This is a genomic window from Shimazuella sp. NTD248 (genome assembly GCF_059510395.1).
In genome coordinates this window covers 115,822-141,803 of the sequence record NZ_JCAJZT010000008.1, presented here as the reverse complement: position 1 = coordinate 141,803, position 25,982 = coordinate 115,822, and the positions used below count along the sequence as shown (strand labels likewise).

The 25,982-nt window shown below is 38.0% G+C and carries 30 protein-coding genes and 1 other annotated feature; of the genes, 23 read left to right on the top strand and 7 right to left on the bottom strand.

The window, feature by feature from the left end; translation table 11 throughout:
* Positions 1-61: 61 nt before the first annotated feature.
* Complete coding sequence (locus AC5WOE_RS16955; RefSeq protein WP_496050941.1) at positions 62-238, bottom strand: hypothetical protein; 177 nt, start codon at positions 236-238, stop codon at positions 62-64.
* Positions 235-495: a hypothetical protein gene (locus tag AC5WOE_RS16950; protein ID WP_496050942.1), complete on the bottom strand. Its 261-nt coding sequence runs from the start codon at positions 493-495 to the stop codon at positions 235-237. Before AC5WOE_RS16950 ends, AC5WOE_RS16955 begins: the two co-directional genes overlap by 4 nt.
* A gap of 301 nt (positions 496-796) precedes the next feature.
* Here AC5WOE_RS16950 and AC5WOE_RS16945 point away from each other — a divergent pair, with 301 nt between their 5' ends.
* Both AC5WOE_RS16945 and AC5WOE_RS16940 read left to right on the top strand, forming a co-directional pair.
* Positions 797-2,107 carry a helix-turn-helix domain-containing protein gene (locus tag AC5WOE_RS16945; protein ID WP_496050943.1) on the top strand — a complete coding sequence of 437 codons (1,311 nt, stop codon included), beginning with the start codon at positions 797-799 and terminating at the stop codon, positions 2,105-2,107.
* Positions 2,108-2,520: 413 nt separating this feature from the next.
* Positions 2,521-2,991, top strand: coding sequence for an NUDIX hydrolase (locus AC5WOE_RS16940; protein ID WP_496050944.1), 471 nt, complete (start codon positions 2,521-2,523; stop codon positions 2,989-2,991).
* Positions 2,992-3,162: 171 nt separating this feature from the next.
* Here the strand turns inward: AC5WOE_RS16940 and AC5WOE_RS16935 are convergent, their stop codons facing one another.
* Positions 3,163-3,684, bottom strand: coding sequence for a hypothetical protein (locus AC5WOE_RS16935; RefSeq protein WP_496053125.1), 522 nt, complete (start codon positions 3,682-3,684; stop codon positions 3,163-3,165).
* A 253-nt stretch (positions 3,685-3,937) separates the two neighbouring features.
* Here AC5WOE_RS16935 and AC5WOE_RS16930 point away from each other — a divergent pair, with 253 nt between their 5' ends.
* The 5 genes from AC5WOE_RS16930 (at position 3,938) to deoC (ending at position 10,533) form a co-directional block, all read left to right on the top strand.
* Complete coding sequence (locus AC5WOE_RS16930; protein ID WP_496053124.1) at positions 3,938-6,067, top strand: BglG family transcription antiterminator; 2,130 nt, start codon at positions 3,938-3,940, stop codon at positions 6,065-6,067.
* 13 nt (positions 6,068-6,080) lie between these two features.
* Positions 6,081-6,353: a PTS sugar transporter subunit IIB gene (locus AC5WOE_RS16925; protein WP_496050947.1), complete on the top strand. Its 273-nt coding sequence runs from the start codon at positions 6,081-6,083 to the stop codon at positions 6,351-6,353.
* 35 nt (positions 6,354-6,388) lie between these two features.
* The gene (ulaA, locus tag AC5WOE_RS16920) at positions 6,389-7,738 is read left to right on the top strand and encodes a PTS ascorbate transporter subunit IIC (RefSeq protein ID WP_496053123.1); all 1,350 of its coding nucleotides are present in this window, start codon (positions 6,389-6,391) and stop codon (positions 7,736-7,738) included.
* 89 nt (positions 7,739-7,827) lie between these two features.
* Entirely contained in the window at positions 7,828-9,840 is a 2,013-nt protein-coding gene (gene tkt, locus AC5WOE_RS16915; RefSeq protein ID WP_496053122.1) for a transketolase, read from the top strand.
* 21 nt (positions 9,841-9,861) lie between these two features.
* On the top strand, positions 9,862-10,533 hold the full coding sequence (gene deoC, locus AC5WOE_RS16910; RefSeq protein ID WP_496050950.1) for a deoxyribose-phosphate aldolase: 672 nt from the start codon (positions 9,862-9,864) through the stop codon (positions 10,531-10,533).
* Positions 10,534-10,564: 31 nt separating this feature from the next.
* Here deoC and AC5WOE_RS16905 read toward each other — a convergent pair whose 3' ends face one another.
* Positions 10,565-11,263 carry a 4'-phosphopantetheinyl transferase family protein gene (locus AC5WOE_RS16905; protein WP_496053121.1) on the bottom strand — a complete coding sequence of 233 codons (699 nt, stop codon included), beginning with the start codon at positions 11,261-11,263 and terminating at the stop codon, positions 10,565-10,567.
* A 182-nt stretch (positions 11,264-11,445) separates the two neighbouring features.
* Positions 11,446-11,635, top strand: a binding site (T-box leader).
* A 47-nt stretch (positions 11,636-11,682) separates the two neighbouring features.
* On the opposite strand from AC5WOE_RS16905, the gene trpS reads away from it, so the two are divergent.
* The 3 genes from trpS to AC5WOE_RS16890 all read left to right on the top strand — a co-directional run bounded on the left by trpS (position 11,683) and on the right by AC5WOE_RS16890 (position 14,744).
* A complete protein-coding gene (gene trpS / locus AC5WOE_RS16900) occupies positions 11,683-12,666 on the top strand; it encodes a tryptophan--tRNA ligase (protein WP_496050952.1) in 984 nt (327 codons plus the stop codon).
* 201 nt (positions 12,667-12,867) lie between these two features.
* Positions 12,868-13,860: a class I SAM-dependent methyltransferase gene (locus tag AC5WOE_RS16895; protein ID WP_496053120.1), complete on the top strand. Its 993-nt coding sequence runs from the start codon at positions 12,868-12,870 to the stop codon at positions 13,858-13,860.
* Between the two features lie 374 nt (positions 13,861-14,234).
* Positions 14,235-14,744, top strand: coding sequence for a hypothetical protein (locus AC5WOE_RS16890; RefSeq protein ID WP_496050954.1), 510 nt, complete (start codon positions 14,235-14,237; stop codon positions 14,742-14,744).
* Between the two features lie 720 nt (positions 14,745-15,464).
* Here AC5WOE_RS16890 and AC5WOE_RS16885 read toward each other — a convergent pair.
* Positions 15,465-16,058, bottom strand: coding sequence for a magnesium chelatase subunit ChlI family protein (locus AC5WOE_RS16885; RefSeq protein ID WP_496053119.1), 594 nt, complete (start codon positions 16,056-16,058; stop codon positions 15,465-15,467).
* Between AC5WOE_RS16885 and AC5WOE_RS16880 the strand changes: the two genes are divergently transcribed.
* Positions 15,991-17,208 carry a hypothetical protein gene (locus AC5WOE_RS16880; protein WP_496053118.1) on the top strand — a complete coding sequence of 406 codons (1,218 nt, stop codon included), beginning with the start codon at positions 15,991-15,993 and terminating at the stop codon, positions 17,206-17,208. The two genes, AC5WOE_RS16885 and AC5WOE_RS16880, sit on opposite strands and share 68 nt — an antisense overlap.
* A 132-nt stretch (positions 17,209-17,340) precedes the next feature.
* Here AC5WOE_RS16880 and ribD read toward each other — a convergent pair whose 3' ends face one another.
* Both ribD and AC5WOE_RS16870 read right to left on the bottom strand, forming a co-directional pair.
* Entirely contained in the window at positions 17,341-18,045 is a 705-nt protein-coding gene (gene ribD / locus AC5WOE_RS16875; protein WP_496053117.1) for a bifunctional diaminohydroxyphosphoribosylaminopyrimidine deaminase/5-amino-6-(5-phosphoribosylamino)uracil reductase RibD, read from the bottom strand.
* Between the two features lie 18 nt (positions 18,046-18,063).
* Positions 18,064-18,753, bottom strand: a complete 690-nt coding sequence (locus AC5WOE_RS16870) for a helix-turn-helix domain-containing protein (protein ID WP_496053116.1) — start codon at positions 18,751-18,753, stop codon at positions 18,064-18,066.
* A gap of 169 nt (positions 18,754-18,922) precedes the next feature.
* Here AC5WOE_RS16870 and AC5WOE_RS16865 point away from each other — a divergent pair, with 169 nt between their 5' ends.
* The 12 genes from AC5WOE_RS16865 (at position 18,923) to AC5WOE_RS16810 (ending at position 25,971) form a co-directional block, all read left to right on the top strand.
* The gene (locus AC5WOE_RS16865) at positions 18,923-19,087 is read left to right on the top strand and encodes a hypothetical protein (protein ID WP_496053115.1); all 165 of its coding nucleotides are present in this window, start codon (positions 18,923-18,925) and stop codon (positions 19,085-19,087) included.
* A 152-nt stretch (positions 19,088-19,239) separates the two neighbouring features.
* The gene (locus AC5WOE_RS16860) at positions 19,240-19,515 is read left to right on the top strand and encodes a hypothetical protein (protein WP_496053114.1); all 276 of its coding nucleotides are present in this window, start codon (positions 19,240-19,242) and stop codon (positions 19,513-19,515) included.
* Entirely contained in the window at positions 19,515-19,790 is a 276-nt protein-coding gene (locus AC5WOE_RS16855) for a hypothetical protein (RefSeq protein WP_496053113.1), read from the top strand. Before AC5WOE_RS16860 ends, AC5WOE_RS16855 begins: the two co-directional genes overlap by 1 nt.
* Positions 19,775-19,924: a hypothetical protein gene (locus tag AC5WOE_RS16850; RefSeq protein WP_496053112.1), complete on the top strand. Its 150-nt coding sequence runs from the start codon at positions 19,775-19,777 to the stop codon at positions 19,922-19,924. Before AC5WOE_RS16855 ends, AC5WOE_RS16850 begins: the two co-directional genes overlap by 16 nt.
* A gap of 70 nt (positions 19,925-19,994) precedes the next feature.
* Entirely contained in the window at positions 19,995-22,577 is a 2,583-nt protein-coding gene (locus tag AC5WOE_RS16845; protein WP_496053111.1) for a type IV secretory system conjugative DNA transfer family protein, read from the top strand.
* A gap of 13 nt (positions 22,578-22,590) precedes the next feature.
* Positions 22,591-23,451 (top strand): replication-relaxation family protein, encoded by an 861-nt coding sequence (locus AC5WOE_RS16840; RefSeq protein ID WP_496053110.1) that lies wholly within the window; start codon positions 22,591-22,593, stop codon positions 23,449-23,451.
* 151 nt (positions 23,452-23,602) lie between these two features.
* A complete protein-coding gene (locus AC5WOE_RS16835; protein ID WP_496053109.1) occupies positions 23,603-24,004 on the top strand; it encodes a hypothetical protein in 402 nt (133 codons plus the stop codon).
* A 654-nt stretch (positions 24,005-24,658) separates the two neighbouring features.
* The gene (locus tag AC5WOE_RS16830) at positions 24,659-24,793 is read left to right on the top strand and encodes a hypothetical protein (RefSeq protein WP_496053108.1); all 135 of its coding nucleotides are present in this window, start codon (positions 24,659-24,661) and stop codon (positions 24,791-24,793) included.
* Positions 24,794-24,907: 114 nt separating this feature from the next.
* On the top strand, positions 24,908-25,105 hold the full coding sequence (locus AC5WOE_RS16825; RefSeq protein WP_496053107.1) for a hypothetical protein: 198 nt from the start codon (positions 24,908-24,910) through the stop codon (positions 25,103-25,105).
* A 114-nt stretch (positions 25,106-25,219) separates the two neighbouring features.
* The gene (locus tag AC5WOE_RS16820) at positions 25,220-25,390 is read left to right on the top strand and encodes a hypothetical protein (RefSeq protein WP_496053106.1); all 171 of its coding nucleotides are present in this window, start codon (positions 25,220-25,222) and stop codon (positions 25,388-25,390) included.
* 32 nt (positions 25,391-25,422) lie between these two features.
* Positions 25,423-25,635 (top strand): hypothetical protein, encoded by a 213-nt coding sequence (locus AC5WOE_RS16815; protein WP_496053105.1) that lies wholly within the window; start codon positions 25,423-25,425, stop codon positions 25,633-25,635.
* A gap of 180 nt (positions 25,636-25,815) precedes the next feature.
* Positions 25,816-25,971 carry a hypothetical protein gene (locus tag AC5WOE_RS16810; RefSeq protein WP_496053104.1) on the top strand — a complete coding sequence of 52 codons (156 nt, stop codon included), beginning with the start codon at positions 25,816-25,818 and terminating at the stop codon, positions 25,969-25,971.
* The last annotated feature ends 11 nt before the right edge of the window (positions 25,972-25,982 follow it).

Below are 25,982 nucleotides of genomic sequence, written 5' to 3'. Positions count from 1 at the left end.
ATCCTGCTTTGTTTTTTAATGAAATCATAGAGATAAAAGATTTATGGTCTACAGCAGTAACTTATCTCTCAAACGTTGTACAATAAATTTTTGTTTTCTTATGAGATATCTCTACTTTACAAACTCTAGATATTGGAACTTTTATAATCTTTCCACCCACACTCTCCAGTTGTAAAACTTTCTGCAAAGGAGTATAACCACTTTCACACTTTATCACTTTGAATTCTTCTGTCTTCATTTTGCCCACCTCGATCTCTCCATCTTTACTTGTTCACTGACTACTATTGTTGGAAGAAAATCCTTGTTTACGGGATTCATTCTTCTTAAAGCTCTTTGAATCAATGCTTTTTCCTCCTGATACAAAGCAACTCTCAATTGACTTTTTTGTGTCGGTATTCTTTCATCGATCTCTTTTTGGTACTTTGTTAGTGCTAAAGTGAAAAGACGCTTGAATTCATCCTCTAACGGAAACAAAACTTTCCCATTTTGCAACATGAAGTATCCCCCAATAGTCTCCGTAAATTAGCTTAACAACTCATTCATTGTTGTTAATACAATGTGGGAATAGTTCCCAACATTTTGTGTCTACATCATATATTTTTTTAAAAACATATGCAATTCATTCGAATTGTTAAATTATAAAAGTTATTTCATGATATTTCATTCATAATTATATTGAACACCAACTTTCTTCCATTTAATAAATTCATTTCATGAAAATCGTTGGGTAATAGAGGTTTTTAATCAGAATATGGCGAAAAATAAAATTAAAATATTTTTTAAGAGGTGATTACATTTGAATAATCCAGAATTAGGAGCTTCATTGAAAAAAATTCGTAAATCAAAAGGGTTGCGGATTACAGATTTAGCAGATAAAGAAATTTCTACAACTACCATCAGCAACATAGAACGCGGATTATCATCTGTGCAAAAAGAATTCTTAGATCGATATTGTAATAAACTAGGTGTTCGATTTGACGAGATTCCTGATTTCTTCGATAGAGAAATCAAACATCTAAAAGACAAAATAATTTTTATTGAGTCAGATATAAACATAAACGAAACAAAAAGAGCACTTCAAAACATTAGGGAAATCATGAAACTAAATGAAAGTGAAATGTTTAAAGATACACTTTACTATCTCAAAGCCCAGTGTCATTTCAATCCTCGTAGCAGTAGAAAGGACTGGGCTAAGGCGGAAAATCTTTTAAATCAAGCGATGACGGTAACAACAAATCCTCACAAAAATATACGTGCATTGTGTCTAAAGGAATTAGCAAGAATCGTTTATTTTCGGGACTATGATCTAAACAAAGCGGTGCAATTCACTACTGATGGTTTAAAGGCATATAATGATGATGGAGATAAAAAAGAAATCAAATACTCCCTATTAGTAGGAAGAGCCTCTTACCTTGAAAAATTAAATGAGACAGACAAAGCACTTCAAATATTATTAAATCTCTGGAAGGAAATTCAGTATATTGATAATTTGGAAGTGAAACTGACTATGTTTGAAATTCGCGCACTCTGTCACATTAAAAAAAATGAGTTAGAAGATGCCCTAAAATATGCAATCGAAGGTTATGAACTAGCTCACTCTAATCAAAAATATGAAAGAATGGTTGAACTACTTACCACATTGGGAAATATAAATGTGAAGAGAGGGGATTTCCAAACCGCTGAGGAATGTTACAACCGTTCATTAGAATTGAAACCCAAACTCAAAAAAAAATATTTATGTGTATCTTCCTACACTCAGTTAGGAAAATTATTTACTTTAACAAGGGAATGGAATCAAGCGAAGTTCAATCTGGAGCTAGCTGTTACTGAGGGGGAAAAAGCTAATATCCACAGAGATGTTCATAGACTTAATGAAGCACTTATAGCGAATGGAGATTATTATCTTGCACAAAATGCATACTTTAAAGCTATTACTCCCTATAAAAAAGCACTTTCAATCGCCAAAATGCACAATTTTGAAAATCACCAACAAATCATTCTTCTAAATCTATCTGAATGTTGGGATAAACTAGGCGATAAAGATATGTATCTTGAAACAAGTCGTGATCTTCAGTTATTATTAAGAAAAGACATAAGAGAGGTGTAAAAATTGAAAAAATTCGAGCATGAACCACCTAAATATATGAATATTGTAATATTTACAAGCTAACCTACAATTTCAATTATTAGACTAAACACCTTTACATTAAGCCTTGAAAAAACCTTACTGCCAAATTAAGACTTGATATTATCATATCGTCATAATCAATAATAGGAAAAGCCCTAGGTTGTACTGAACCCCAAAAGCGCAGATGTGAGTGGGTGGAGCGTCCTTTGTGTTTTTCAACAACAGACCGGAAAACACACACATCAAGCGACTTTATCCAGTGTTCAAATTTATTTATGCAACAACCTCATTAATATAGTGACAAATTGTTCATTTATGTGCTACTTTTAAACCGAAGGTCCCATAAAGAGAAAGGAACGACTGTGTGGACCAGGTGGATTGAGTTCGTCTGGATGTTGATCTTCAAGATTTACATCCGAGTAGTAGCTGTCTTCGTCATCAGTAAGGATGGTTACGTCCTCGTTCTCCAGCGTGCCGAGGATGACATCTCGGCCCTCGGTAAGGATCAAGATAAGGAACCATCCTGCGGTCATATCGACAAGGGAGAAACACCTAGGAAGGCCGCTGTCCGGGAACTCCGAGAGGAAACCGGTATTTCTGCCGATCCTTCCGAGTTGATCTACGTCGAAACAGGCTGGATCAAGGGGAAGTTTCCTCGCGGCGGAGTTGTTCGATATGTCCTTTACATGGATGAAACACATGAAAACATCCATGTGACGCGTCGGTTGAGCGAGCACAAGGGTCATGTTTGGGTTGAAGCCACTCCCAAGATGTTGGCGAAGCAAAAAGGACTTCCAAATGTTTACCAGGCGTACGCCATCAAGGCATGTTGGAAGCTGGTGAAGCGAGGAATGCTGAGCTGATCGCACTGGACGACGGGGGTCACCCGCCGTCCAGCAGTTAACTATGATTGACAAGATAAAAAAACTCCCTTCAATCAAGGGAGTTTTCTCTATTTACTCCAATAGGTCCAGTTTCCAGCAATGCATGACGATACATAAAGGATTTCACTTAGCGATATGTTTTTGTTTTTATTATCTTATTTTTAATGAATCTAAGCCTTGCTTGATTTGTTCCATTTTTACGATATGTGTTATTCCATATAGCACATCCGTTTCCTCATTGGAGGAATGCTCTTTTGAAGCTGGAGTTGGATTCGTGTTATTAGAAGTAGTGTCTTGCTTTTCAGACACAGTGCTTTGATTTTCTGGAGCAGTATTTGGGTTCACATTACTAGGGTTTTGCTTTGTTGCCGCTTGGTATGTATTTGTTTTTTTCGAACTCGAATCGGCTGTAGTACTCTTCTTATTTTCTTGTTTAGATGGTATCGTACGATTCTCCGATTTTCCCACCTGAACGGTTTTCCTAATAGCTTTTGGATGTTGGACAGACGTTTGTACTGTTGCTACTTGATTAGAAGAATGTCCACCTGAAATGGTAACAGTTGTCGTATCGATTGGTGCTTCCCCTATATGCACAGAAGGCGCAGCTTCTCCTGTTGGTTGCCCAAATGGAATCAGCAGAAGTGGAATTGCTATGATAAATGCCAAACGCATCGAATCCCTCTTTTCTATAAATGAGTTTACGGTTATATAGTATAAATCATTTAGTTGTATTTGGATTTTCCAATTAATAGGAATGTGATTGTGCTAAAAATCAAAGTAATCCAAAGTACAATCTTTGCACAAATGACCAGACAGCATTTGAACCGCGCAAACCCTTTTAAATTTGTAGAAAAGGTGTAACATATAACCTAGATACATGATCCGTACAATTTCTGCACAGTCTAGGTAGAAAGGAGGGGTCGGATTGGATGAACGAAGTGTTCTTCTCTTATCACAATTAGTTCATCATAAAGGTTACTTACCTATCGAAGAAATAACCGATAAGCTACAGATTTCTAGACGTACGCTTTACTATGATTTGCAAAAAGCAAATCAATGGCTCAAAGATCAAGGGTTAAAACCGATTACGAATGTTCGATCATTAGGATTGTCTCTGCCGGAAGACTCCAAGCAGAAAATTCCAGCACTAATGAAAGATATGAGTACACAGCAATATTACTTTTCTGAAAAAGAACGCAAAAATCTATTGGCGGTTTCCTTGATTACGACTACTGTCCCTCTGTTTTTAAAAGATTTGATGGACAAAATCAAGGTGAGTCGAGGGACTATGATTCAAGAGATTAACCGTTTAAAAGACGAATTTACTTCCTTTCCATTAAAACTGGAGTTTCATCGAGTAGATGGATATGTTATTGAAGGGGAAGAAAGGCAAAAACGCAAAGCGTTACTGTATTATTTATCGCACATTCTCACTAATAATGGTTGGCATCAGCTATTAAATGAAATCCAAGTGTTATTAAACGGAGAGTTGGATACAGAAGCATTGCATCTGGAGAAAGATACATTATCGTTCATTCATGAATACTTTCCTTTTATCGAACACTTGGTAACAGATAGTGTTACCAAGTACGGATTGCAGATTACGGATGAGATGTATCAACAATTATCGCTGCGACTTCTGGTATTTAGTAAGCGCTTACTCGAAGGTAACTTTGTTCAGATCGAAGAAGAAGAGAGTGAGGTACTTTGTACAACTCCAGCGTATGAAGTAGCAACTTATATAGCCAAACAACTGGAGCAAAAGTTTCAAGTGCCTTTTCCAGAAGATGAGATTGCATATCTGACCATGCATCTTTTGGGGATATCGATTCGCATAGATCAATATGATTTGGATCATAATGAAGTAACAGAAAACTTAAAATGGATTATCGAAAAGATGGTGTTTGATTTTCAGAGATATGCTTGTGTGTTTTTTCAGGATTCGCCCCAATTAAAAGAGAACTTACTCAAGCACTTAAAACAAACCTATTATCGTCTCAAGTACGATTTGGCCATCGATAATCCATTAATCGGTTCCATTCAAGAATCATATGGTGAAGTTATGCAATTAACAAAAAAAGTGGTACATCATTTAGAAGCTTACATTGAAAAACCGCTAAATGAAGATGAGATTGGTTTTTTGGCAATGTACTTTGGAGGATGGCTCAAGCGGGAAGGGACAACTCCCCAGGCACGAAAAAAAGTCATGATTGTCTGTGGAAATGGTGTATCCACTTCTCAATTGCTTCAATCTCAAATTGAAAATCTACTAACAACAGTTGATGTAGTTTCTATCTTATCTTTACGTGAATTTAATGAACACGCCCCTTATGATGTTGATTTTATCGTCTCTACCATTCCGATTAAACATCATATTCCTGTTTTTCATGTCAATCCTATTCTGACGGATTTAGAAAAAGAAACCTTATTGAATCAATTTAATTTGTTCATCCAACGAAAATCAAAGTCACTCCATTATTCGATCCCTGCTTTGATGGATATTATCCAAAAATATGCCGACATCAAAGATGAGGCAAAATTGGTGGAAGACCTAACTCAATTTTTATCGTTGGAGAAACGGACACTATGGAAAGGGGTGAAACCTGTGTTAGAAGATTTATTGACAAGAGATATGATCCAATTGAACCGAGTGGCCGAGGATTGGAAATCGGCAATCCGAATAGCCGCACAACCTCTGGTAAAAAAGGGCGCTGTTCAAGAGGAATATGTTGAAGCAATGATTCAAAATGTACTAGAACTAGGTCCTTATGTTGTATTAGCACCGAAAATCGCTATCCCTCATGCTAGACCGGAACAAGGTGTCAAACAAATGGGGATGAGCCTACTCACTCTGAAAGAGGGGGTATTATTTGAGAAAAGCGACAACCCAGTACAATTGATGATTGTGCTTGCAGCAGTAGACAAAGAGTCGCATCTCAAAGCATTAGCACAATTATCAACGCTATTATCAAACGAAGAAGATGTCAATCGAATCATAGAAGCGATAGATAACAAGACTGTTTTGGATTTGATCGAAAAATATTCTCAAGTCTAGGAGGATGAGGAAGATGAAAATTTTAGTGGTATGTGGATCAGGATTAGGAAGCAGTTTTATGTTGGAGCTCAATGTGAAAAAAGCAACGAAAGAACTTGGGATAGATGCTGACGTATCTCATACGGATTTAACAACAGCTAAGTCAGAACAAGCAGATTACTATATTGGCTCTGGAGATATTATGGATCAACTTAGTGGAGGAACCAGAAAAACGATTTCTTTAAAAAATATGTTTAGTATGGACGAGCTCAAACAAGCACTGCAAGCAAACATCTTAGATGCTTGATCTTCTAATCTATTTCATATAAGGGGGCCTTTACTATGCTGGACTTGTTAATGAAAGACATCTTAGGTACACCTGCAATACTAGTAGGCTTATTTGCACTCATTGGATTGTTGTTACAAAGAAAAGGTGCAGCAGATACCGTTTCAGGTACGCTCAAAACAGTGATGGGATTTTTTATTCTATCAGCTGGGGCTAGTGTCATTACTGGGACACTAGATTTCTTTGGAAAGATGTTTGAGAAGGGCTTTCACATTCAAGGGGTAATTCCAAATAACGAAGCAATTGTAGCACTTGCTCAAAAAACATTCGCAACGGAAACAGCTATGATTATGCTATTTGGGATGATTGTGAATATCATTTTAGCTCGCTTCACCCGTTTTCGTTATATCTTTTTGACTGGTCACCATACATTATATATGGCATGTATGATCGGAGTTATTTTGTCTACTGGTGGAATAAAAGGTGTTCCACTTGTCGTTATCGGTTCTATCATTCTTGGATTGCTCATGGTTCTTATGCCTGCTCTGCTTCAACCTACAGTGAGAAAAATTACAGGGTCGGATGACATTGCTGTTGGGCATTTTGGATCAGTCGGATACTTTGTTTCTGGATTAGTAGGTAAATATTTAGGAAATCCGAAAAAATCATCGGAAGATGTGAAAGTTCCAAAGGGATTAGGATTTTTAAGGGATACCTCTGTTGCGATTTCTTTGACTATGGCTATCATGTTTTTTATTGTCGCATTCGCAGCTGGAAAATCCTTTATTGAATCCCAATTAAGTGGTGGACAAAACTTTATCGTATTTGCCATCACGCAAGCGATTACATTTGCTGCTGGGGTATACATTGTTTTAGCTGGGGTTCGACTAGTCATTGCAGAAATCGTACCAGCATTTAAAGGAATTGCCGATAAAATTGTTCCAAATGCTACACCAGCACTAGACTGTCCAGCAGTATTTCCATTTGCTCCTAACGCAGTAATCATCGGTTTCTTAGCCAGTTTTGTCGCTGGGGTAATCAGTATGTTCTTGCTGCCTGTATTTGGATTAAAAGTGATTGTCCCAGGACTTGTACCACATTTCTTTACAGGTGCAACCGCAGGAGTATTTGGTAATGCCACTGGAGGAAGAAGAGGAGCAGTACTTGGATCATTTGCAAATGGTCTAATCATCAGTTTCTTGCCTGCCCTGCTGCTGCCTGTTCTCGGATCCTTAGGATTCCAAGGAACAACCTTTGGAGATGCTGACTTTGGAGCTGTTGGTATCATATTTGGAAACTTGATCAAATTAACACCAGTGCTTGTTTATGCGATTCCAATCATTGTGGTTATTCTGCTTGTTGTACTTGGTATTATCAAAAATAGCAAAGAAAAAACGACTGCATAACCCACGATTGTTTTTAGACCCCATTGATTACCTGATACATGTGTAGGGTTGGTGGGGTCTTCTACTTTAGACAAAGGAGAGGAATAAATATGACACAACACAAAGATTTGGATCAACTGACCATCGATACGATACGGACTTTGTCTATCGACATGGTGGAACAAGCTAATTCTGGTCATCCAGGTATGCCATTAGGAGCAGCACCGATGGCCTATGAGTTATGGACAAAATTTATGAAACATAATCCATCCAATCCCGGTTGGTTCAATCGAGATCGTTTTATTTTGTCAGCTGGACATGGTTCTCCCCTCTTGTATAGCATCATGCATTTACTTGGATACAATTTATCAATGGAAGATTTAAAAAGTTATCGTCAATGGGGAAGTATCACTCATGGACATCCTGAGTACGGGTATCCAGCAGGAATGGAAGCAACAACAGGACCACTTGGCCAAGGAATTGGCATGGCTGTTGGCATGGCGATGGCAGAAGCACATTTAGCCAAAGTATATAACCGGGATCCATATAAGGTAGTCGATCACTATACCTATGTGATCTGTGGAGATGGGGATTTGATGGAGGGTGTAGCTGCTGAAGCTGCTTCTTTAGCAGGACACCTCAGTTTAGGAAAATTAATTGTTCTCTATGATTCCAATGATATTTGTTTGGATGGTGACCTCGATCAAGCTTTTACAGAGAAAGTCTCAGATCGGTTTGGCGCCTATGGCTGGCAGTATTTACGTGTAGAAGATGGAAATACTGCATCAGCGATTGGAGAAAAAATCAAAGAAGCAAAAGCTGATCGAGAACGTCCTACTTTAATCGAGATCAAAACAGTGATTGGTTTTGGAAGTCCAAATAAAGCCGGAAAATCAGCAGCGCACGGAGCACCACTCGGTTCCAAGGAAACCGAATTGACAAAAGAAGCACTTGGTTGGGAGTATCCTCCTTTCACTATACCAGATGCAGTGAAAACGTTTGTTGAGACCTTTATAGAAAAAGGGGTACAGGAAGAAGAGCAGTGGAATCAATTAGTGAAAAGATATGAACAATCCTATCCTGAGCTTGCAGCACAATTCAAAGGAATTGTAGCAGGAGAGTTGCCAGATGGATGGGATGAACTCTTGCCTGAATATGATTCCTTTTCGAAACCCTTAGCTACGCGTGAAGCATCAGAAGTGGCGCTAAATGCACTCGCAAATCGAGTTCCATCTTTGATGGGAGGATCAGCAGATTTAGCATCATCCAATAAAACACACCTCAAAGACTATTCGATTTTTAGTAAAACTGCTTATGAGGGTAGAAATATTTGGTTTGGAATTCGAGAGCATGCGATGGGAGCAGCATTAAATGGTCTGTCTCTTCATGGAGGAATCCGTCCATATGGTGCAACATTCTTTGTCTTCTCTGATTATTTACGTCCTGTTTTTCGACTTGCAGCAATGATGGGTCTGCCAGTCATGTATATTTTTACACATGATAGTATTGCGGTGGGAGAAGATGGACCGACTCACGAACCAGTTGAACATTTAGCCTCTCTGCGTGCGATTCCGAACTTAACAGTAATTCGCCCTGCTGATGCAAGTGAGACATTAGCTGCCTATCGATATGCATTGAGCCAATCAGATGGCCCTGTCGCTTTTATTTTATCGCGCCAAAAACTGCCCCATCTCACCTTGGATAAAGCAAACGATGGAGTAACTCGAGGAGCCTACATACTCGCTGATCCAACAGATGGGAAACAACCCGAAATTATTCTCATCGCTACCGGTTCAGAAGTAAGTCTCGCTGTAGAGGCCCATCAAACATTAGCAAACGAAGGCATTCCAACACGGGTTGTAAGTATGCCAAGCTGGGAATTATTTGAAAAACAATCAGTAGAATATCAAAAATCGGTATTATCTCCATCTATCCCCCATCGGTTAGCAATTGAAATGGCTTATCCACTAGGTTGGGAGCGTTATACGGGAAGCCAAGGAAAGATAGTCGGTGTCACTGGCTATGGTACATCTGCACCTGGTGAAGTAGTGATGGAGAAGTATGGCTTTACCGTTGCTCATATCGTAGAGGAAGCTAAGAAATTAAAAGTAAATGAATCTTAATCATAACTGGAGGATTTATGTATGCAGGAATATGCTAAATTAATAGATCACACTTTGTTAAAAGCTGATGCGACTACAGCAGATATTCAAAAGTTAGCGAAAGAAGCTAAGAAATATCATTTTGCTTCAGTTTGCGTCAATCCTAGTCAAGTTCCTACTTCATTTGAAGTGTTGAAGGATACACCAAGTGTGAAAGTCTGCACCGTTATCGGATTTCCTCTTGGAGCTACTACAACAGAAAGTAAAGTTTTTGAAACCAAGGTTGCTACCCAGCAAGGAGCAACGGAAGTAGATATGGTTATTCATCTCGGTAGTCTCAAACAAGGAGATGATACATATGTACGAAATGATATACAAGCTGTTGTAGAAGAAGCGAGAGGAAAAGCATTAGTAAAAGTAATTTTGGAGACATGTTTGCTCACAGAGGAACAAATTGTCCGTGCTTGCAATCTAGCAGTCCAAGCAGGTGCAGACTTTGTCAAGACTTCTACTGGTTTTTCTACAGGAGGTGCAACAGTAGAAGCAGTAGCACTCATGAGAAAGACAGTTGGAGATCAGTTAGGTGTGAAAGCATCTGGAGGAATTCGAAGTGCTGCTGATGTAAAAGCGATGATCGAAGCAGGAGCAAGCAGGATCGGAGCTAGTGCAGGTGTAGAAATTGTCACAGGTGGAAAAGCTACAACTGACTACTAATACGTCTAACTACCAGATTTCTCTCCACATACTAGGATTGGAGAGAAATCTTTTTTATTTCAACTGTAGAGTCTTTTGGAAATGCTACAGCTCCAAGGTAATCCTCATGTTCGAATGATACGATGGACAGTTTTTCAACATTCATTGGATTTGCTCTATCTTCTAAAAGTTGAGGTTGTTCATCAAAACTGATTGTTACCTGTTCTACAGGGTAGGATAAACCCATTCCAATAGCTTTAATGTATGCTTCTTTTCTCGTCCAAGCTCGATAAAAAGCAAGCTGTTGTTCAGCGGCATTCAACTTACAAAAAGATTTACGTTCCTTGATAGATAAGAAATGTCTCGTCAAAGAAACATAGTCCTCAAGCGGTTTTATCTGTTCAATATCGGCCCCAACTGGACGAGCTGCAATTGCTATTGCTGCTAATCGTTCCGAATGACTGAGGTTAAAATGTAAAGAGCAAGAAGGGCTGACCAACTCAGGTTTTCCGAATGCATTGAAATGATAACGAATGTCTCTAGGGTTACAAGCTATATAAGAAGCAATAAGCTGACGCATCATACCGTGACTAATTACATATTTTTTCTGGTGGGCTGGAAAGTGAAATTTTTTCGCTTTCTCTTGTTCTTCCACTGATAATATGGAAAGGAATTCTTTTTCATTGTAATCATTTGGATCAATGGAAAATAAATAGAGGTCTACTTGTGTAGGGCAAGGTAAGTTTCGCATAAAAATCCTTTCTTTACAGGGGTATTTCTTTATTCAGAAATTAAATCTATTTTAAGTTTTTTCACTTTTCCATCTTCCTTTATCGTAATATTTTGCCTATAATAATACTTCTCGTCAAGTGTAATAGGTGAAAAACACTTTGACTTAAATGATAATTGATGCTATTCTTTTGCAAAATAGGATAAAAAGCAGTGAACAAGAAAAGTACACTTTATTATCTTTTTGCAGAGAGCTTGTGGATGGTGGAAACAAGTAAAGGAATTTAGTGGAATGGGCTTGGGAGCTTTTTCGTTTGCTCACGTTACGAGTTTAGAGTGATTTTCTACTACAGAAAATAACTAGGGTGGCAACGCGGTCTATTTCGTCCCTAATCGTGGGACGATGTAGGCTTTTTTTATTTTGAAGGAGGAAAAGGATCGATGGCAGTAGTTTTTTCTGGTGTTCAACCAAGTGGAACGCTAACTTTAGGAAATTATTTAGGTGCAATTAAACATTTTGTCGATTATCAAGAAGAAGAACAAAGTTATTTTTGTATTGTTAATCAGCATGCGATTACTGTTCCACAGGATCCAAAGGAATTACGAGAAAATACGAGGAGTTTGGCTGCACTTTATTTAGCAGTTGGACTAGACCCTCAAAAGACGACTTTATTTGTACAATCAGACGTAGTAGAACATGCTCAGCTCGCATGGGTGATGCAGACAATTGCCTATGTAGGGGAATTGGAAAGAATGACTCAATATAAAGAAAAAGCGGCAAATAAAGGGGAATCGATCCCTGCTGGATTGCTTACCTATCCTCCATTGATGGCAGCTGATATGTTACTCTACAAAGCTACGGATGTACCAGTAGGAGAAGATCAAAGACAACATATTGAATTTACCCGAGACTTGGCGCAACGATTCAACCACCGTTATGGTGAACTGTTTCCTCTGCCCAAAATGCGAGCACCGAAAGTGGGAGCAAGGATCATGTCTTTGCAAGATCCGACTAAAAAAATGAGCAAATCAGACCCAAACCAAAATGCAACCATTCGACTATTGGACAACGAAAAGGACATATTGAAAAAATTAAAACGGGCTCAAACGGATTCAGATAATACAATTCGTTTTGATAAGGAAAATAAGCCTGGAGTTTCCAATCTCCTAGCGATTTATTCTCTGTGTTCCGGAAAGAGTATAGATGAGCTCGAGCAAGAATACGATGGCAAAGGATACGGTCATCTCAAAGTAGATACAGCAGAAGCAGTGATCGAAATTCTTCGACCCGTTCAAGCTCGTTATCAAGAACTTATTTCCACATCTGAACTGGATCGCATTTTAGATGAAGGTGCAGCCAAAGCAAGAGAAGTAGCAGCAGCAACGATGAGAGAAGTAGAGCAAGCTATGGGCTTAAAGCGTTAAAGGTTTTTAGCGATAAGTAAATATTTACAAAATAACAAAAGACTAGTAGAGGAGAACTTTGCTAGTCTTTTGTGTTTTGTGAGATGGAAAACTAAAAATGAAATAAGAGTTTCTTTCTTTTAAAGAATATAATAATATTTCATATAATAAGTCTATTATAGCTCTTCTCATCTCTGTGATGACACCTTAGGAGTGATAACGATGGCAAAAGCTTTGTTTTCTTCAGATGTAAAAACAAAAACAAGTGAAATGATGTTCACCTATGGAATTAGTTGCCATGCCATTTTGGTTCTGCATGCTGTTGGTTTACTACCAATAATAGAAAAGAGACCGATAAAAAAAGAGGAGCTTACAAAAAACGAAAAATTTCCTCAACCAATGGCGATCATAGGAGCATTTCAAGCATTGACTTATGCAAATATCGTAAAAGATGATGAAGATCAATATGTTTTGACAGAGTCTGGGAGAGATGTAGTGGAAAATATCGATATGTTTATCCACTGGTATAATGCATATGGAAATTTAATGGCTAAAAGCGTGGATATCGCCAAAAATTTATATGTTCCTGCACCTGAAAAAGATTATGATTTAGATCAAGTGGCATACTCTGCTTCATTGATCAAGAGAAGATTAATCAAACCAGTCTTAAAAGAGATCATTTCAGAACTAGAGCCACAAGGTGTTCTATGTGATATGGGTTGCAGCTCAGGAGAATTATTGATATCCCTATGTGAGGAATTAGAGATAGATGGATTAGGTTTTGAAAAAAGTCCAAGAATGGTAGAACTAGCAAATAAAAATATTCAGATGAACACAGTAGGAAATATCCATGCTTATTATGCGGATTATACCAGTATCAGAGGTGTATATCCGGAAGTAGATCTATTAATCTGTGACTTTTTCATGCATCATATAACGGATGATCGAACTTGTGTAGAAATGTTACGATCGTTTAAGACCACCTTTCCAAATAGTCGTTATATGCTTTTTATGGACAACTATACGCCAGAAATAGGTGCACAGTCAGCAGAGTCATTTGCTCCAGCATTTGATTTTGTGCATCGTCTACAAAATATTGATACACGAAATTACTCATCACTGGAAGGGATCATTAACAATACGGGATATGATTTAGTTAAACGAATCGATTTAGATATTGCCAATAGTTACTTATGGCTGTTAAAAATGAATTAAATAAAATACAAGGGTGACTGGCAGGAATATTTCTTGCCAGTCACCTTTTTGATAAGATGAAAAAAATGCGAATATCGTAAATCATTTGGAAAGGCAGGATATTTTATGAGTGGCGATTTGATAGGAAAAAAATTTTCTTATACCTGGAGCATGCAGAAGGTTGTAGGATAAATTCATAACCCTTTTTATTTTTTGATAGAATATGTTATGAAAGATTACAATAAAAAATATCCTTTAGACAGATAAAAGTTTTCCAAAAACTATTTACAAAAGTAAGAATTAATCAAATAATAAATGGAAATAGGGTGATAGGTAGTGAGGAAGTTTGGGTTTATTTAGGAACATCTAGTTTATAAGAATGAAGAGGTAATGCAATGGAGAAAATTACAGAAATAGCAAATGTATATCATGACTTTTTAACTGATGCCAATCAAGAAGATGAGAAAGCGGTTTCAGCAATTGAATTACTTTATTCAGAATTAGAAGATACTAAAATAAGAATGGAGTTATTATTTCTTAGGCAATTTGCCCTTTATTATATTTTGTTCAGAAGAATAGAAGATTCGTCCGTTGCCGATATTATTTTTCAAGAAGTACATGCTCGGACTTTTCAAAATGTATGGAGATGGGATATAGACAGTAAAAATAAGAGCATTTTAGTAGCTAAGGAATATACCAATCGAACAAATGATATGGAATTTAATTCCGAGGAAGAAAAGTTAGAAGCAATTGGACGCTTATTTAGTGAAAGGTTAGTAGAAAAACATTCCGATCCTCTTATCCAGCTAGGAAAGAGAGTTTCCATGAGGAATTTAGCATTTATCAATACAACACTAGATTATGCAAGAGAAAAAGGCATGTCATTTATATCTTACTTTTTTTAATTAAATAATGAAGATAGAATTTCCCATAAGCTGTAGGAATTAAAAAAATATGCAATTCATACAAAACGAATGTTTGTTTTTTTGTGAATTGTGATAAAATAACATATGTAAGGGTGACGAACCAGGGAAAGGTGATCTCACAGAAATCCGAGAAAGACCCTCTCGGAATGTTATTTTTAACATTTGTCAATTAACTTTGTTGTTTCTGTTGGAGGTTTCCTATGGGTAAGAAGATTGGTAGCAACGAAGAGGGCGATATCGTCATCGGTGATGACGGCGTCATCGATGTGGAGACCAATGACTGATTCGTGACCCGGTGTTCCCTTAGACCGTAAGGTTTTGAGGAAGCACAGACCGATTGATATCTACGAAAGTGGATGTCGATCGGTCACCTACATTTCATAATAAAGCTGAGGATTTCCTCTTGGATCATAAACTGGTTAATACGTATACCTAAATAGAACAGTCTTCGGACAAATGATTCATCAAGAACAACACTGATTTATATTTCAGTGTTGTTCTTTTTCCGACAGCTTGTATATTCCGCCCAGAAGGGCTACGAACAGAACCAGAGCGATGATCTTCAGGCACTTGCGACGGTTTTTCATTTTTGGATTCCCATGGGGATCGACCTGCAATGTATAACATTAGATGGAGGTGAGAAAATTATAGAAATAAAAGAATTTTCCGATTTTATGAGTGCATTCTCTAAATAGCTAATTATTCCCAAAATTTCCGATCCAGTGCCCGATACTGGATCGCCTCTGCAATATGGGATACCTCTATGTGTTCCATTTCTGATAAATCGGCTATCGTTCGAGCTACTTTTAAGATTCGATCATGGGCTCTGGCACTTAGGCCTAGCCTGTCAAAAGCTTGGCGCAGAAGTTCTTGTGATGCTATATCTAACTCGCAATACTCCCTAATCTCAGATGGGGTCATGGTACTATTACACAAGGTGGCAGACCCAGTAAATCGTTCACTTTGTACTTTTCTTGCTTGATTGACACGCCCCCGTACAGTGGCAGAAGATTCATTTGCAACACGGCTAGATAACGTTCCAAAATCTACCCTTGGGACTTCTACGTGTAAATCAATTCGATCCAAGAGAGGTCCTGATATTTTGGCGCGATATCGCTGGACTTGTTGAGCATTGCACGTACATGATCGATCTTGGTCATATCCAAAATACCCACATGGGCAACTGTGTATATAAGTACTTGGGATATACACAGGAGGGTACAAAATGTTACAAGAGGAATCTTGGGTACGTAGAGGACACACGAGAAAACCAAATTTTGTAGTACGTTCCATATATACTGTTGGAGATTGGCTAGGCGATTTCGGCTTGTTGTATAATGCCACAAAGCGTGGAGCAGGTCATCTATCTGCATTTGCAGGTCACTCTCTTTTATTACTTGTAACGCTTGCTATCACTTTATTTTTAGTTGTTACATCCGCGACCCATTCATTGGAGTTGTTGAACTGGATCGGATTTCAAGGATGGACAATCTACCCAATTTTGTTTGTCGTGGAAGCAATTTTTATAACCGGATCTATTCAATTAGATATGGCCTTTAAACATGGCAAGTACTTTCCTATCCCACCCATCTTAGGTTTTGTTGCTGGTTTGATCTTTGTACTATTTTCGAATGTTACAGGGTTAGCAGATAACATTGGAGGGAAAATATTTGGAGTTGCTACACCATTTGTATTAATTATCGCTAAAACAATGCTTGCTTGGCAATATACATTCAGAGCGAAAATAGCAGCAAAATCAATTGAAGAAAATAAAACATTACCAGAAAATACGATCCAAGGATCACCCAACATAACTGAAGTTATTGAAGAAGAAAAAACAGTTTTAGAAGTAAATTCATCTGAGGAAAATCTAACAGAAATCGAACCTAAAAATGATGAATCTGAACTAGTACAAAACTTTGATTTAGAAGAGAAAAATGATCATCAAAAGTCATTAGATATTGAACCCGAATATCTAGACCAAAATCTAGATTTAGATATTCAAAAATCTGATGATGTTTCCTTAGATATCAATGAAGAAAAACCAAATCCAAAACTAAACGAAAATCTAGATGCGCAACCAGATAATAAACAACTTACAACGAACAAAAAAGGAAAAACTTCCTCCGTACGAAAACCTAGAAAAACCAAGGGATCAACTAAAAATAAAAAACCAAAAAGAATGTCTGCATCTGATGTGGATTACGATGCCATAATTGAAGTAGCTAAACGGATGATTGAGGAACATCCGCAACATAAAAAACCAACAAAATATAAACTTTCAAAAACGTATGGAACCACAGAACACCACGCACAAAAAGCATTAGATAAAATGTTTGAAAAACAAGAAGTAAATCTAATCGAAAATCTAAAGCCAAATCCATATATCGAATCAGATCAAAAAACAGATTTAGAACGTCCTAAACTAAAATTAGCGAAGTAGTTATAAACGAAATTAAAAGGCTAGCCGTCATTACAATACGGTTAGCCTTTATTAATGATATTTTTGTCTTAGACCCAATTCAAAACAGCCCACACTTTCAATGGGCTGTTTTGTGCTTAAACTGAACTTTACTTATTTTTGTATATATCCAGTTATGCAAATATCCTCTCCAAATCTTTCTATGGAGATGTTTTCTAATTCGACTGCTTGGGCCATTAATTCGAATCCTTTACCGCCAATAGGGGTAATACTGTTTTTTCCCCCAAGCAATTTGGGTGCGATGAAGGATATTACTTTGTTTATAAGAGATGTTTCGAGCATGGACCAGTTAAGTTGTCCACCACCCTCCAACAAAACAGATTTGACTTCGTTTTTTCCTAGAATCTCCATTGTTTTTACTAGATCAACGGTGTTATTACCAGCGCGAAATACTTTTACTCCGCGTTCTTCTAGTTGTTTAGCTTTCTTTTCATCTGCTTCTTCGGAACAAAAAACCCATGTTTTTGCTTCTTCTGTAGTGTTAACTAAGGTGAAGTCTAACGGTATACGTAGTTTGCTGTCCGCTACGATTCGGATTGGGTTTTTTCCTCCCCCTTCGGGTAACCGTGTTGTTAGGCTTGGGTTATCATTCATAACGGTATTGATCCCAACCATGATGCCATCGAGATTGTGACGCATATAATGCACATTTCCCCGAGAGATACTATTGGTTACCCACTTGCTGTCTCCAGATTCGGTAGCCAATTTTCCATCCAAAGTCATGGCGGTTTTCAAAACAACGAAAGGTAATTTCGTTTGATTGTAATAGTATAAAATTTCTTGTTGATTAAACTCCATCCTAATTTTCCTCCTAGTTTATAACATGAATTGATATTCAAACTGGTACACGTCTGTACGACTTGTAAGCTGGCAATACTCTACAAGTTTACTAGATGCATCGAAAGTCTTCCGAGTAATTCTAGCAACTGGCACATTTTCATCCATCTCTAAAAGCTCAATTTCCTCACTTGCAGGTTTACCCACAATTAAAACCTCATCACAAGAGATGGGTTTTCTTCCGAATGACTCCAAAGCTTTATACAGACTAAGTGTTGGGTTTTCTTTTACTTCCTCAAGGGCTTCTTTCAAATCTTCAATAGGTAACGAATTTGGAAGATAAGATTTTGAAATAGTGATAGGTACACCATCTCTCAGTTGTAATACTTTGTAAAACAACACAGGTGGTTGTAACTCTTTACGTATGTTATCTGGGAGATCAGCTAATGTATTGTAAATTCGGAGATCAAGATATGTTTTTGTAGCCTTGTTTTTATGATCCCTCCCAAAACCTTTACGAGTTGAAGAAAATCGTCCCAAGAGCCAATCAACAGATACGTTATACAGATCAGCCAGTTTTGATAAGGTTTCTGGATCTGGATCGCGTTTTCCCTTTTCGTATAGCGAAAGAGAGCCATTACTTATTTCAATTTTTCCAGCAGCCTGATTTTGCTTCAAACCAGCGGCAACTCGTGCTTCCTTTAAGCGTGTTGGTAATTTTGACGACATGTTTATTTTTCACCTCGATTTCTATTGACTTAGTATAGTGTACGTCATAATTAACAAAATGGAAAGAAATTTTACAATCTGTTGATTTTTTTGTTGATTTTACATATTGTAAATTATATACTCGAATTATTAACAGGAAATAAAAAATTTTGAAAAGGTGATGCAGATGATGAAAATACTCATCATTGTTGCTCTCATTTTTGCAGTTATGATCTTAGTCGTAGCACCAGTTGTTCTAATATTGCGATTTCTATATGACCAAATAGATGCAGCTTATAAACACAGCAAAGAGAAGATTAAAGCCCTGATCCCACGCTGGATCAGAGGAAAGTAGGCGGTACAAATGTTGGATAATTTCCAGATTTTCATACTAATTGCTGGCATTTTGGCGGAGTTAACGATTTTTATTTATTACTTTGTCGGAAGCAAAAAAGATCAAGGTTAAGAAGCAGATTGAACTTTGAAAACAGAAGAGGAGGGATTTTCATGGAAGATGCTTTAGCGAAATTTTGTTTGACATTGGCTCTTGGCAGTGGATTCGTAGGAGCCGGAAAAATGTCATGGGATTATCTCACTGAAAAAGGTGACGAATACAAGAAGCAAATGAAAAAGTGGGTGGTTTTTCTCATATTCATTTCATCCGTACCAATGCTTACCAATTTAATCCCTGATGTAATGGGTAACTTACAAAATCCAGCCGAAAAAGTAACTACTTCCGTAACGAACGGCGTTGCAGATATTGTTGTTGGGATGTTCGAATAATGGAACCGATAGCGGGAATAGTTTTTGTTTCGCTTACACTCATCGATCATTCCAAAATATTTGGTTTTTGCTTAGTGATTTGGATATGTATTCGTATTCGGTCAACGGGATACAGTTTTGGAACGACGGCAAAAAGCGTCCTAGCCTTTTGTATTTCAGGAACTTTGCTGATTGGATTACCGCTTACGGTAGCCAAAATGTGTTACCCAGAATTGGCAAGTCCAAAAGCAAAAACGGGAGCAATGGAGGAGGTGGCAGAATGGTTTGGTCACTAATCACTCTAGGAACGGGATTAGTACTAGGGACTGCACTTTGGTTTTTAGCAGACACATTGGAAAAGAAAAAAGCTTTGCAACAGACAGTTGCGAATCCCAATAACCAAGATGAAACAGACAATTACGAGGACTAATGAGAAGTTAGTCCTTTCTTTTTACCCCTACGACGGGTACACATTCAGGTACAAATAAGGAGGATAAAAAATGAAATATAAACGCAAAAATACGGATTGCTTTCAGTTAATCCCCATCAAACCTCTGGAATCAAAAACGGAAGCAACCGATGAGAAGAAAGAATTCAAGAAAATCATCGGTACCCTTTCTCGTAAAATGAATGCGTCTTTTCCTGGATCAGGAGTCATGAAAGACGGATTTTATTATGATAAACCTCATTTTGGTTACCAGCTTCATAAGAAGGATGGCAAGATTCATCAATATGTATATCTGCCACGAGAAAAAAAGGACACGATAGAGCCATTTCGACCACTTGTCCAATCTGCTCTAAAGATGGATGTTGGCGATTACAGATTGGAACAAGAAAACGTAGCGTTATCCAGTGATAACCTCTACACCTTTGCAGTCAAGGGACTACCAAACCAATATGCGATTCAATTGGATCGCGAGTTTCATCAACAAATTCAATCGTTGTTTCGATCCGTTGGACAGGATGAATTGCTATATAGCTTGGTTGTAAAAGAAGTAGAAGACCACCAGAAAAAACGGAATGAGTTATCTCAACGTTTTTCTGGTCTCGATCCAGACAATAAAAAAGCGATGATGTTTTACAACGTAAAGCGATTCACCGTTTCTGGAGCAAAGGCGCTGTATGATTTCTGGACGGAAGAAGAGAAAAAAGAAAAGCATCGGGAATACAAAGAGAATTTCCAATCTCGGATGGATCAGCTTTTTCCCAAACGATTAGAGCAGAAGAATCCATTATCAAAAAGAAAATTAGCAGAGAATAACCAGTATATGCAGGTGGAAGTGCTGTTCCTACTTTGGACAGCAAACAAAGCAAAAGCACAACAATTCAAGTCGAAACTACAACAATTGATGACAACGATGCAAGGAGAAAATCAGCTTCAAGTAGTCGAAATAGAGCCAAACTTGAAGCGAGTAGAAAAAGGGCAACTACATTATGACGATGTGCCACAGCTTTGTTTGTATCAACGAGAATTCAGTAAATTCCTTTACCTACCTAGCTCAGAGGAAATAAACGATGACTTTTACTATGAGCGACCAACCAAAACGGAAATCCCAAAAGAAATGTTTCAAGGTCGCAAAGGTGCTGTTCCTTTTGCAAAGGACATTAACCATAACAAAATCATCTATCAACCAAAGCCACGATCCAGACAGGAAATTGACGACTGGGTAAAAGCAACCCTAATTGTTTCCGAACAAGGAGCTGGAAAAACTACGATTCTGGTTAATCAAGCTCTAGAAACCTTCGGAGCACACGCAAAGGACTACAAAGAGTGGTTGAAAATAGCGAGATCCGTTATTCATATCGATGTTGCAGATGGCAAAACGATCGATGATATTCGGCAGCATATTCCCGATTGGCTACAACATCGTGTCATTATCCTGAATCATGCAGATATTCAAAATCCGATTGCTGTTGGCTCTCACGACATTCTCAAACTAAGCAAAAACAGAACAGCTACTGCTGCACGTATTGCACAAGCAGAAACCAAGATGCTTATTGATTGCTTGGAAGAGGACACCAAAACCATCTCTGTAGAGCGATATTTCAAATTTGCTTTACAAGCCAGTTACGTAGTGGGAAAAGGTAACATTTTAGAAGCGGTACGGATTCTGATGGAGGAAAAGTACCGAGCAGAAATACTAAAGAAGCTGGAGGAAGTTGACCCCTATTTACACGGCGAACTTTTTGATATCGATCAAGAATTTGAAGATGAGAAAAGCGCAGGGGTGATGAAGACAATTCGCAACCGTATCTCCCACTATACCAGTGATTCTACGTTGATCGAGCTGTTAGCCCAAGAGCCAAACGAAGACATCGATTTCTGGCGGTGGATGAATGGAGACGAAGATGGGCCTTATATGGTGTTGATTTACTTGCCAGATGAAGAAGATTCCATCACCAAACAATGCCGAAATTACTTGTTTGCCCATTATTTTTTGAAGATATGGCGGTTGATGAAAACCCGTGGGCAGATGCCAGAAGAAAAGCGTCCCATGACTTTAGTCCAAGTAGACGAATTACACTTGATTCTCAAACAAAGACCAATCATCGAAATTTTCCCTGATCTGTTCAAAGAACCAAGGAAATACCGCGTTCGATACAATTTCACCTTTCATGACTGGTCTTCTATCGAAAAAGCCGGAAAGAGCAAGGAAGCTATTGTTACCACGATGAAGGGTGCTGGATGTAATTTGTTCTTGATGAAAGGTGGAGAAGACTTTTTCAAATCGCTGTCAGGCATGTTAACTCCCTATAATTTAGAAGATTTTAATGGTCTGTTGGAACTCCCCTATTGTGCGATTTTTCGAGTGGCTTTCCAGAAAAAAGCACAAGTATTTCAAGCTCGATTGCTGGAACCTGCGGATATGAGATTGGAAACATACAAAGTAAAGAGTTTCAAAGGTCAGTCCAATGTACTCGGGCGATCCGGCGAAATCGTAAAACAGAAGATCGTGAAAGAATTAAAAGACATGGCTCACAGCACTCTGCAACAAAAATTAGAACGAGAGAAAGCCAAAGAAAAAGACGCAAGCACTGCAAAGAAAGTCAAAAAAGTAAGAGAAACAGCACTGAACTTATAAAGGAGGGTTTCTAGTGATCACGGACATTTTGAAAGATAAAAAAATAGCAACACGGGGGAAGCTGATGCTTCTCCTTTACAAACTAGGTATGGTGGATCGGCACCGATTAGCAACGTTACTGGATAAGTCGGTTCATACCATCGACTTAACAATCAAACGATTGAACAGAAAGAATCTGGAGGAAAAACACATCCTTTCTTATACTGCACCATTTAATCATGGTCCGAAGATGTATCAACTAGGACCAGCAGGTTGGAAATGGGTGATGGGATGGATCGAGGAAGATCGCAAGTATTATCAACGAAGCGAGTCACAACGAAAACACTACAACGGAATGACCGATGTTTTGATCCGATTCATGCAAGTGCTTGGGAAGGAAGAAACATGTAAACGAATTCAATATTTAAATACCTATGAAGCAACCGAATTATTTCTATATCCCTGGCAGGTAATGCACTACGAAGTGTGGCAGGATCACAAGTTAAAACGAGAGCAAACCAAAGGACTTCCCAAACCTGATATCTATATTCAAGTGGATGACGATGGATGCTGGGGAGAGTATGACACAGCGAATGAAAACCACATCAAAGTAAAAGAAAAGATTCGCCGTTATTTTCGTGCTTACATGAAACAACTGAGAAATTCATCCATGTCGAGAAAACCCGTTGTATGGATTGCTCCCAGTCGTTCGAGAGTAGAAAATATGAAGTCATGGTTCAATCTGGTGAAAAGAGAATTAGAATTTCAAGATCTTCCCTATGATCCACCTGAGATGGTGTTCTTGGTCGAAGGAGAGGAAACAGAATTTTTCCTGTCGGGGCTGCACGCAATAGGAAAAAGAGAAGAAGAAAAAAAGATAAGTGAAAATATATAAATTAGTCAGGGTCAAAATAGAAGGCTTTGACCCTTATTTTAAAAGGTCTTATTCATATTTATTGATAGGTACACCCGTCGGTACACGTTTGGGTACAGGTTCGGGTACAAGGTTAGGTACACTAAATTCCACTCCAAGGAGGTGAAAAATAATGGCCGAATATCTAGATAGTTTATACCAATCAGTAGCATCTTTTGGGGCAATGATCATCGTAATTACTACATGTGTTGTAGTAATTTATCTACTGTTTAACCTATCTCCAATCATCGAAGCGTTTCTATTAAAAGACACTCCTGAACAATTTGTAATAGTGGATAACAAGGAAATTCATATTAATATTCGAAACCGCTCATACGAAATCAAATTCAACAAATTGAAATCATTATTTTGGAAGTTAATTGGAATTGCTTATTTGACAGGATTAGCATTAGCTTTTGCGATTATTGTTGTGATACCACTTGTGATAATAGTAATATTGTGGATTCGAAAAGGATTAAAGTTTGGAGTATTCAAAGGAGTTCGTCGAGTACTTCGAATAACTTCACCAAAATAAGAGAATCAGAGTGAAATGTCCAAATGAATTATGTGAATAGCAGATAGGGAGTAACCCCTCCCTACTGTCTATACAAACTTTATGCATGATGGCAGATCGAATCGGAGTTTACGAAATGGAAATATAATTTACAAAATGTAAAATATTTAATTGATTTTACATTTTGTAAATTATATACTTAGATTATTAACACCAAATAAAAAATTCTGAAAAGGTGATGCCAATAGGGACTACATTCAACTCGTTATACAACAGCACAGTCCCTCCAAAAAATCAAGGAATTACGATCATCAAAGGTACCCACTCAGAGTTAAACAGGCATAGAAAAGCAACAAGCCTATATCTCGAAGTTATAAACCAGATCGGAGGTGAGCAAATGAACAACAACGGCGGAGATTACAAAACAGATGGGGATTTTCTATACGATTAAGAAGAATGACACTCAAATGGTAGCTGGGAGGTGAAAAAATGAAATTGAGCAGTATCTTGGATGATATCGCAGATGTGGCGGCTGGCACTATGTCAGAAGAAGAATTTGTTAAGAAGCATGGTCAGAAACCTGAAAAAAAATAAAAGCCCTCAACACATGGTAGAGGACTCTCGGCAAAAGAAATTCTACCATGTGTGAGGTCTATCCGTAAAGGGGTGCTACCCATGGAAAAAGGTGATGGAGTTAAATACAAAGGCGAATATGTAACGATTGTTGATATAGATAGTTCTTCTGCCAAGATTATTTTCACAAATGGCCATATAAAGCCAGTTGGTCTTGATGAAATCGAAGACGTTTAAAACCCTTGATGTCAAACAGAAAGGAGAATAATCATGATAAATCGTATCGAAATGGAGCCTTGGCCAACAGAGCCAATCAGTCGTTAAATATATACAACTTTGGAGTGAGACAAGATGGAAATAAAAGAGATCGTTTTCAATTATAACAACATTCATGAAATTTTGATTGTTGAGGACATCGAGACAGGTAGACGGGCTAAAGTCACCAGCATTTCAGACATCAGGTATTTTTTACATCAACAGTATTTATCTCCTGATGATTACTTTTACGGCTGGATCGACGGAGATGATGTACTTGGTCTATTTAGTTAACAAGAGACACTTTCATGGTAGGCGAGGTGATCACATGGGTCGCCGTGAACCATCAGAGTATTAATATTTTCAAAACAAAAAAACAGGCGGTGCGGTTGCCAGAGGAGCGATTGAATGAAAAAGTACCCAAAGTATGATGCAATAATCGAACACAAAGAAACTGGATTCACCACCACGCTTCATTATAATTATGATTCGCATGAGGATATGTCGGAAAGTGAAATCGAGTCGGATGTTGAACAGAAACATAGTAAATTTAAATGTCAAAAGGTAGTCGAAGTATAACAGTCGGCATTGCTGCCAGAGGAGTTGGAATAATGTCCAAGCTAAGTACAATCAATCAAGCTTACGAAGAAATCCTTCATTCTGATTTAACGGACTATGAGAAAGACAAGGGATACGCAGAACTAATGACCGAAATGGAGCAGGAATTAGGTGTTCCTTTTCTGCAGAGCAAAGAATTTGAACGTAAGAACCCTGCTGTAATCGCGTTGTATCGAAAAATCAGCATATCACGAACAACAATATAGTGGTGAAACGGCTGGTGGGATTGAGAGCTACGATGTTTATGATTCAGAAGAAACAGGTGACATTGCGATCTGGTTCAAAAAAGGTTGGTAAAACAAAAAAGGACTCCGCACATGGCGAAATCCCCTCAGCAAGGATCATTTTATCATGCTGCGAAGTCTCTGAAAAGGAGACAATTCTAAATGAACAACAAAGAGCATGTTATAACTCAGAATCTTCCAGGCGGAATTGCTACGGTTAAAATTAAATGTACTCCTGATATGGATAAATGTCTGGAAGCACTACTGATAGTGTTAAACAGTAATCCCCAGACCAAAAATGAGAAGGAATCTGCATAAAAAGCTCTTGG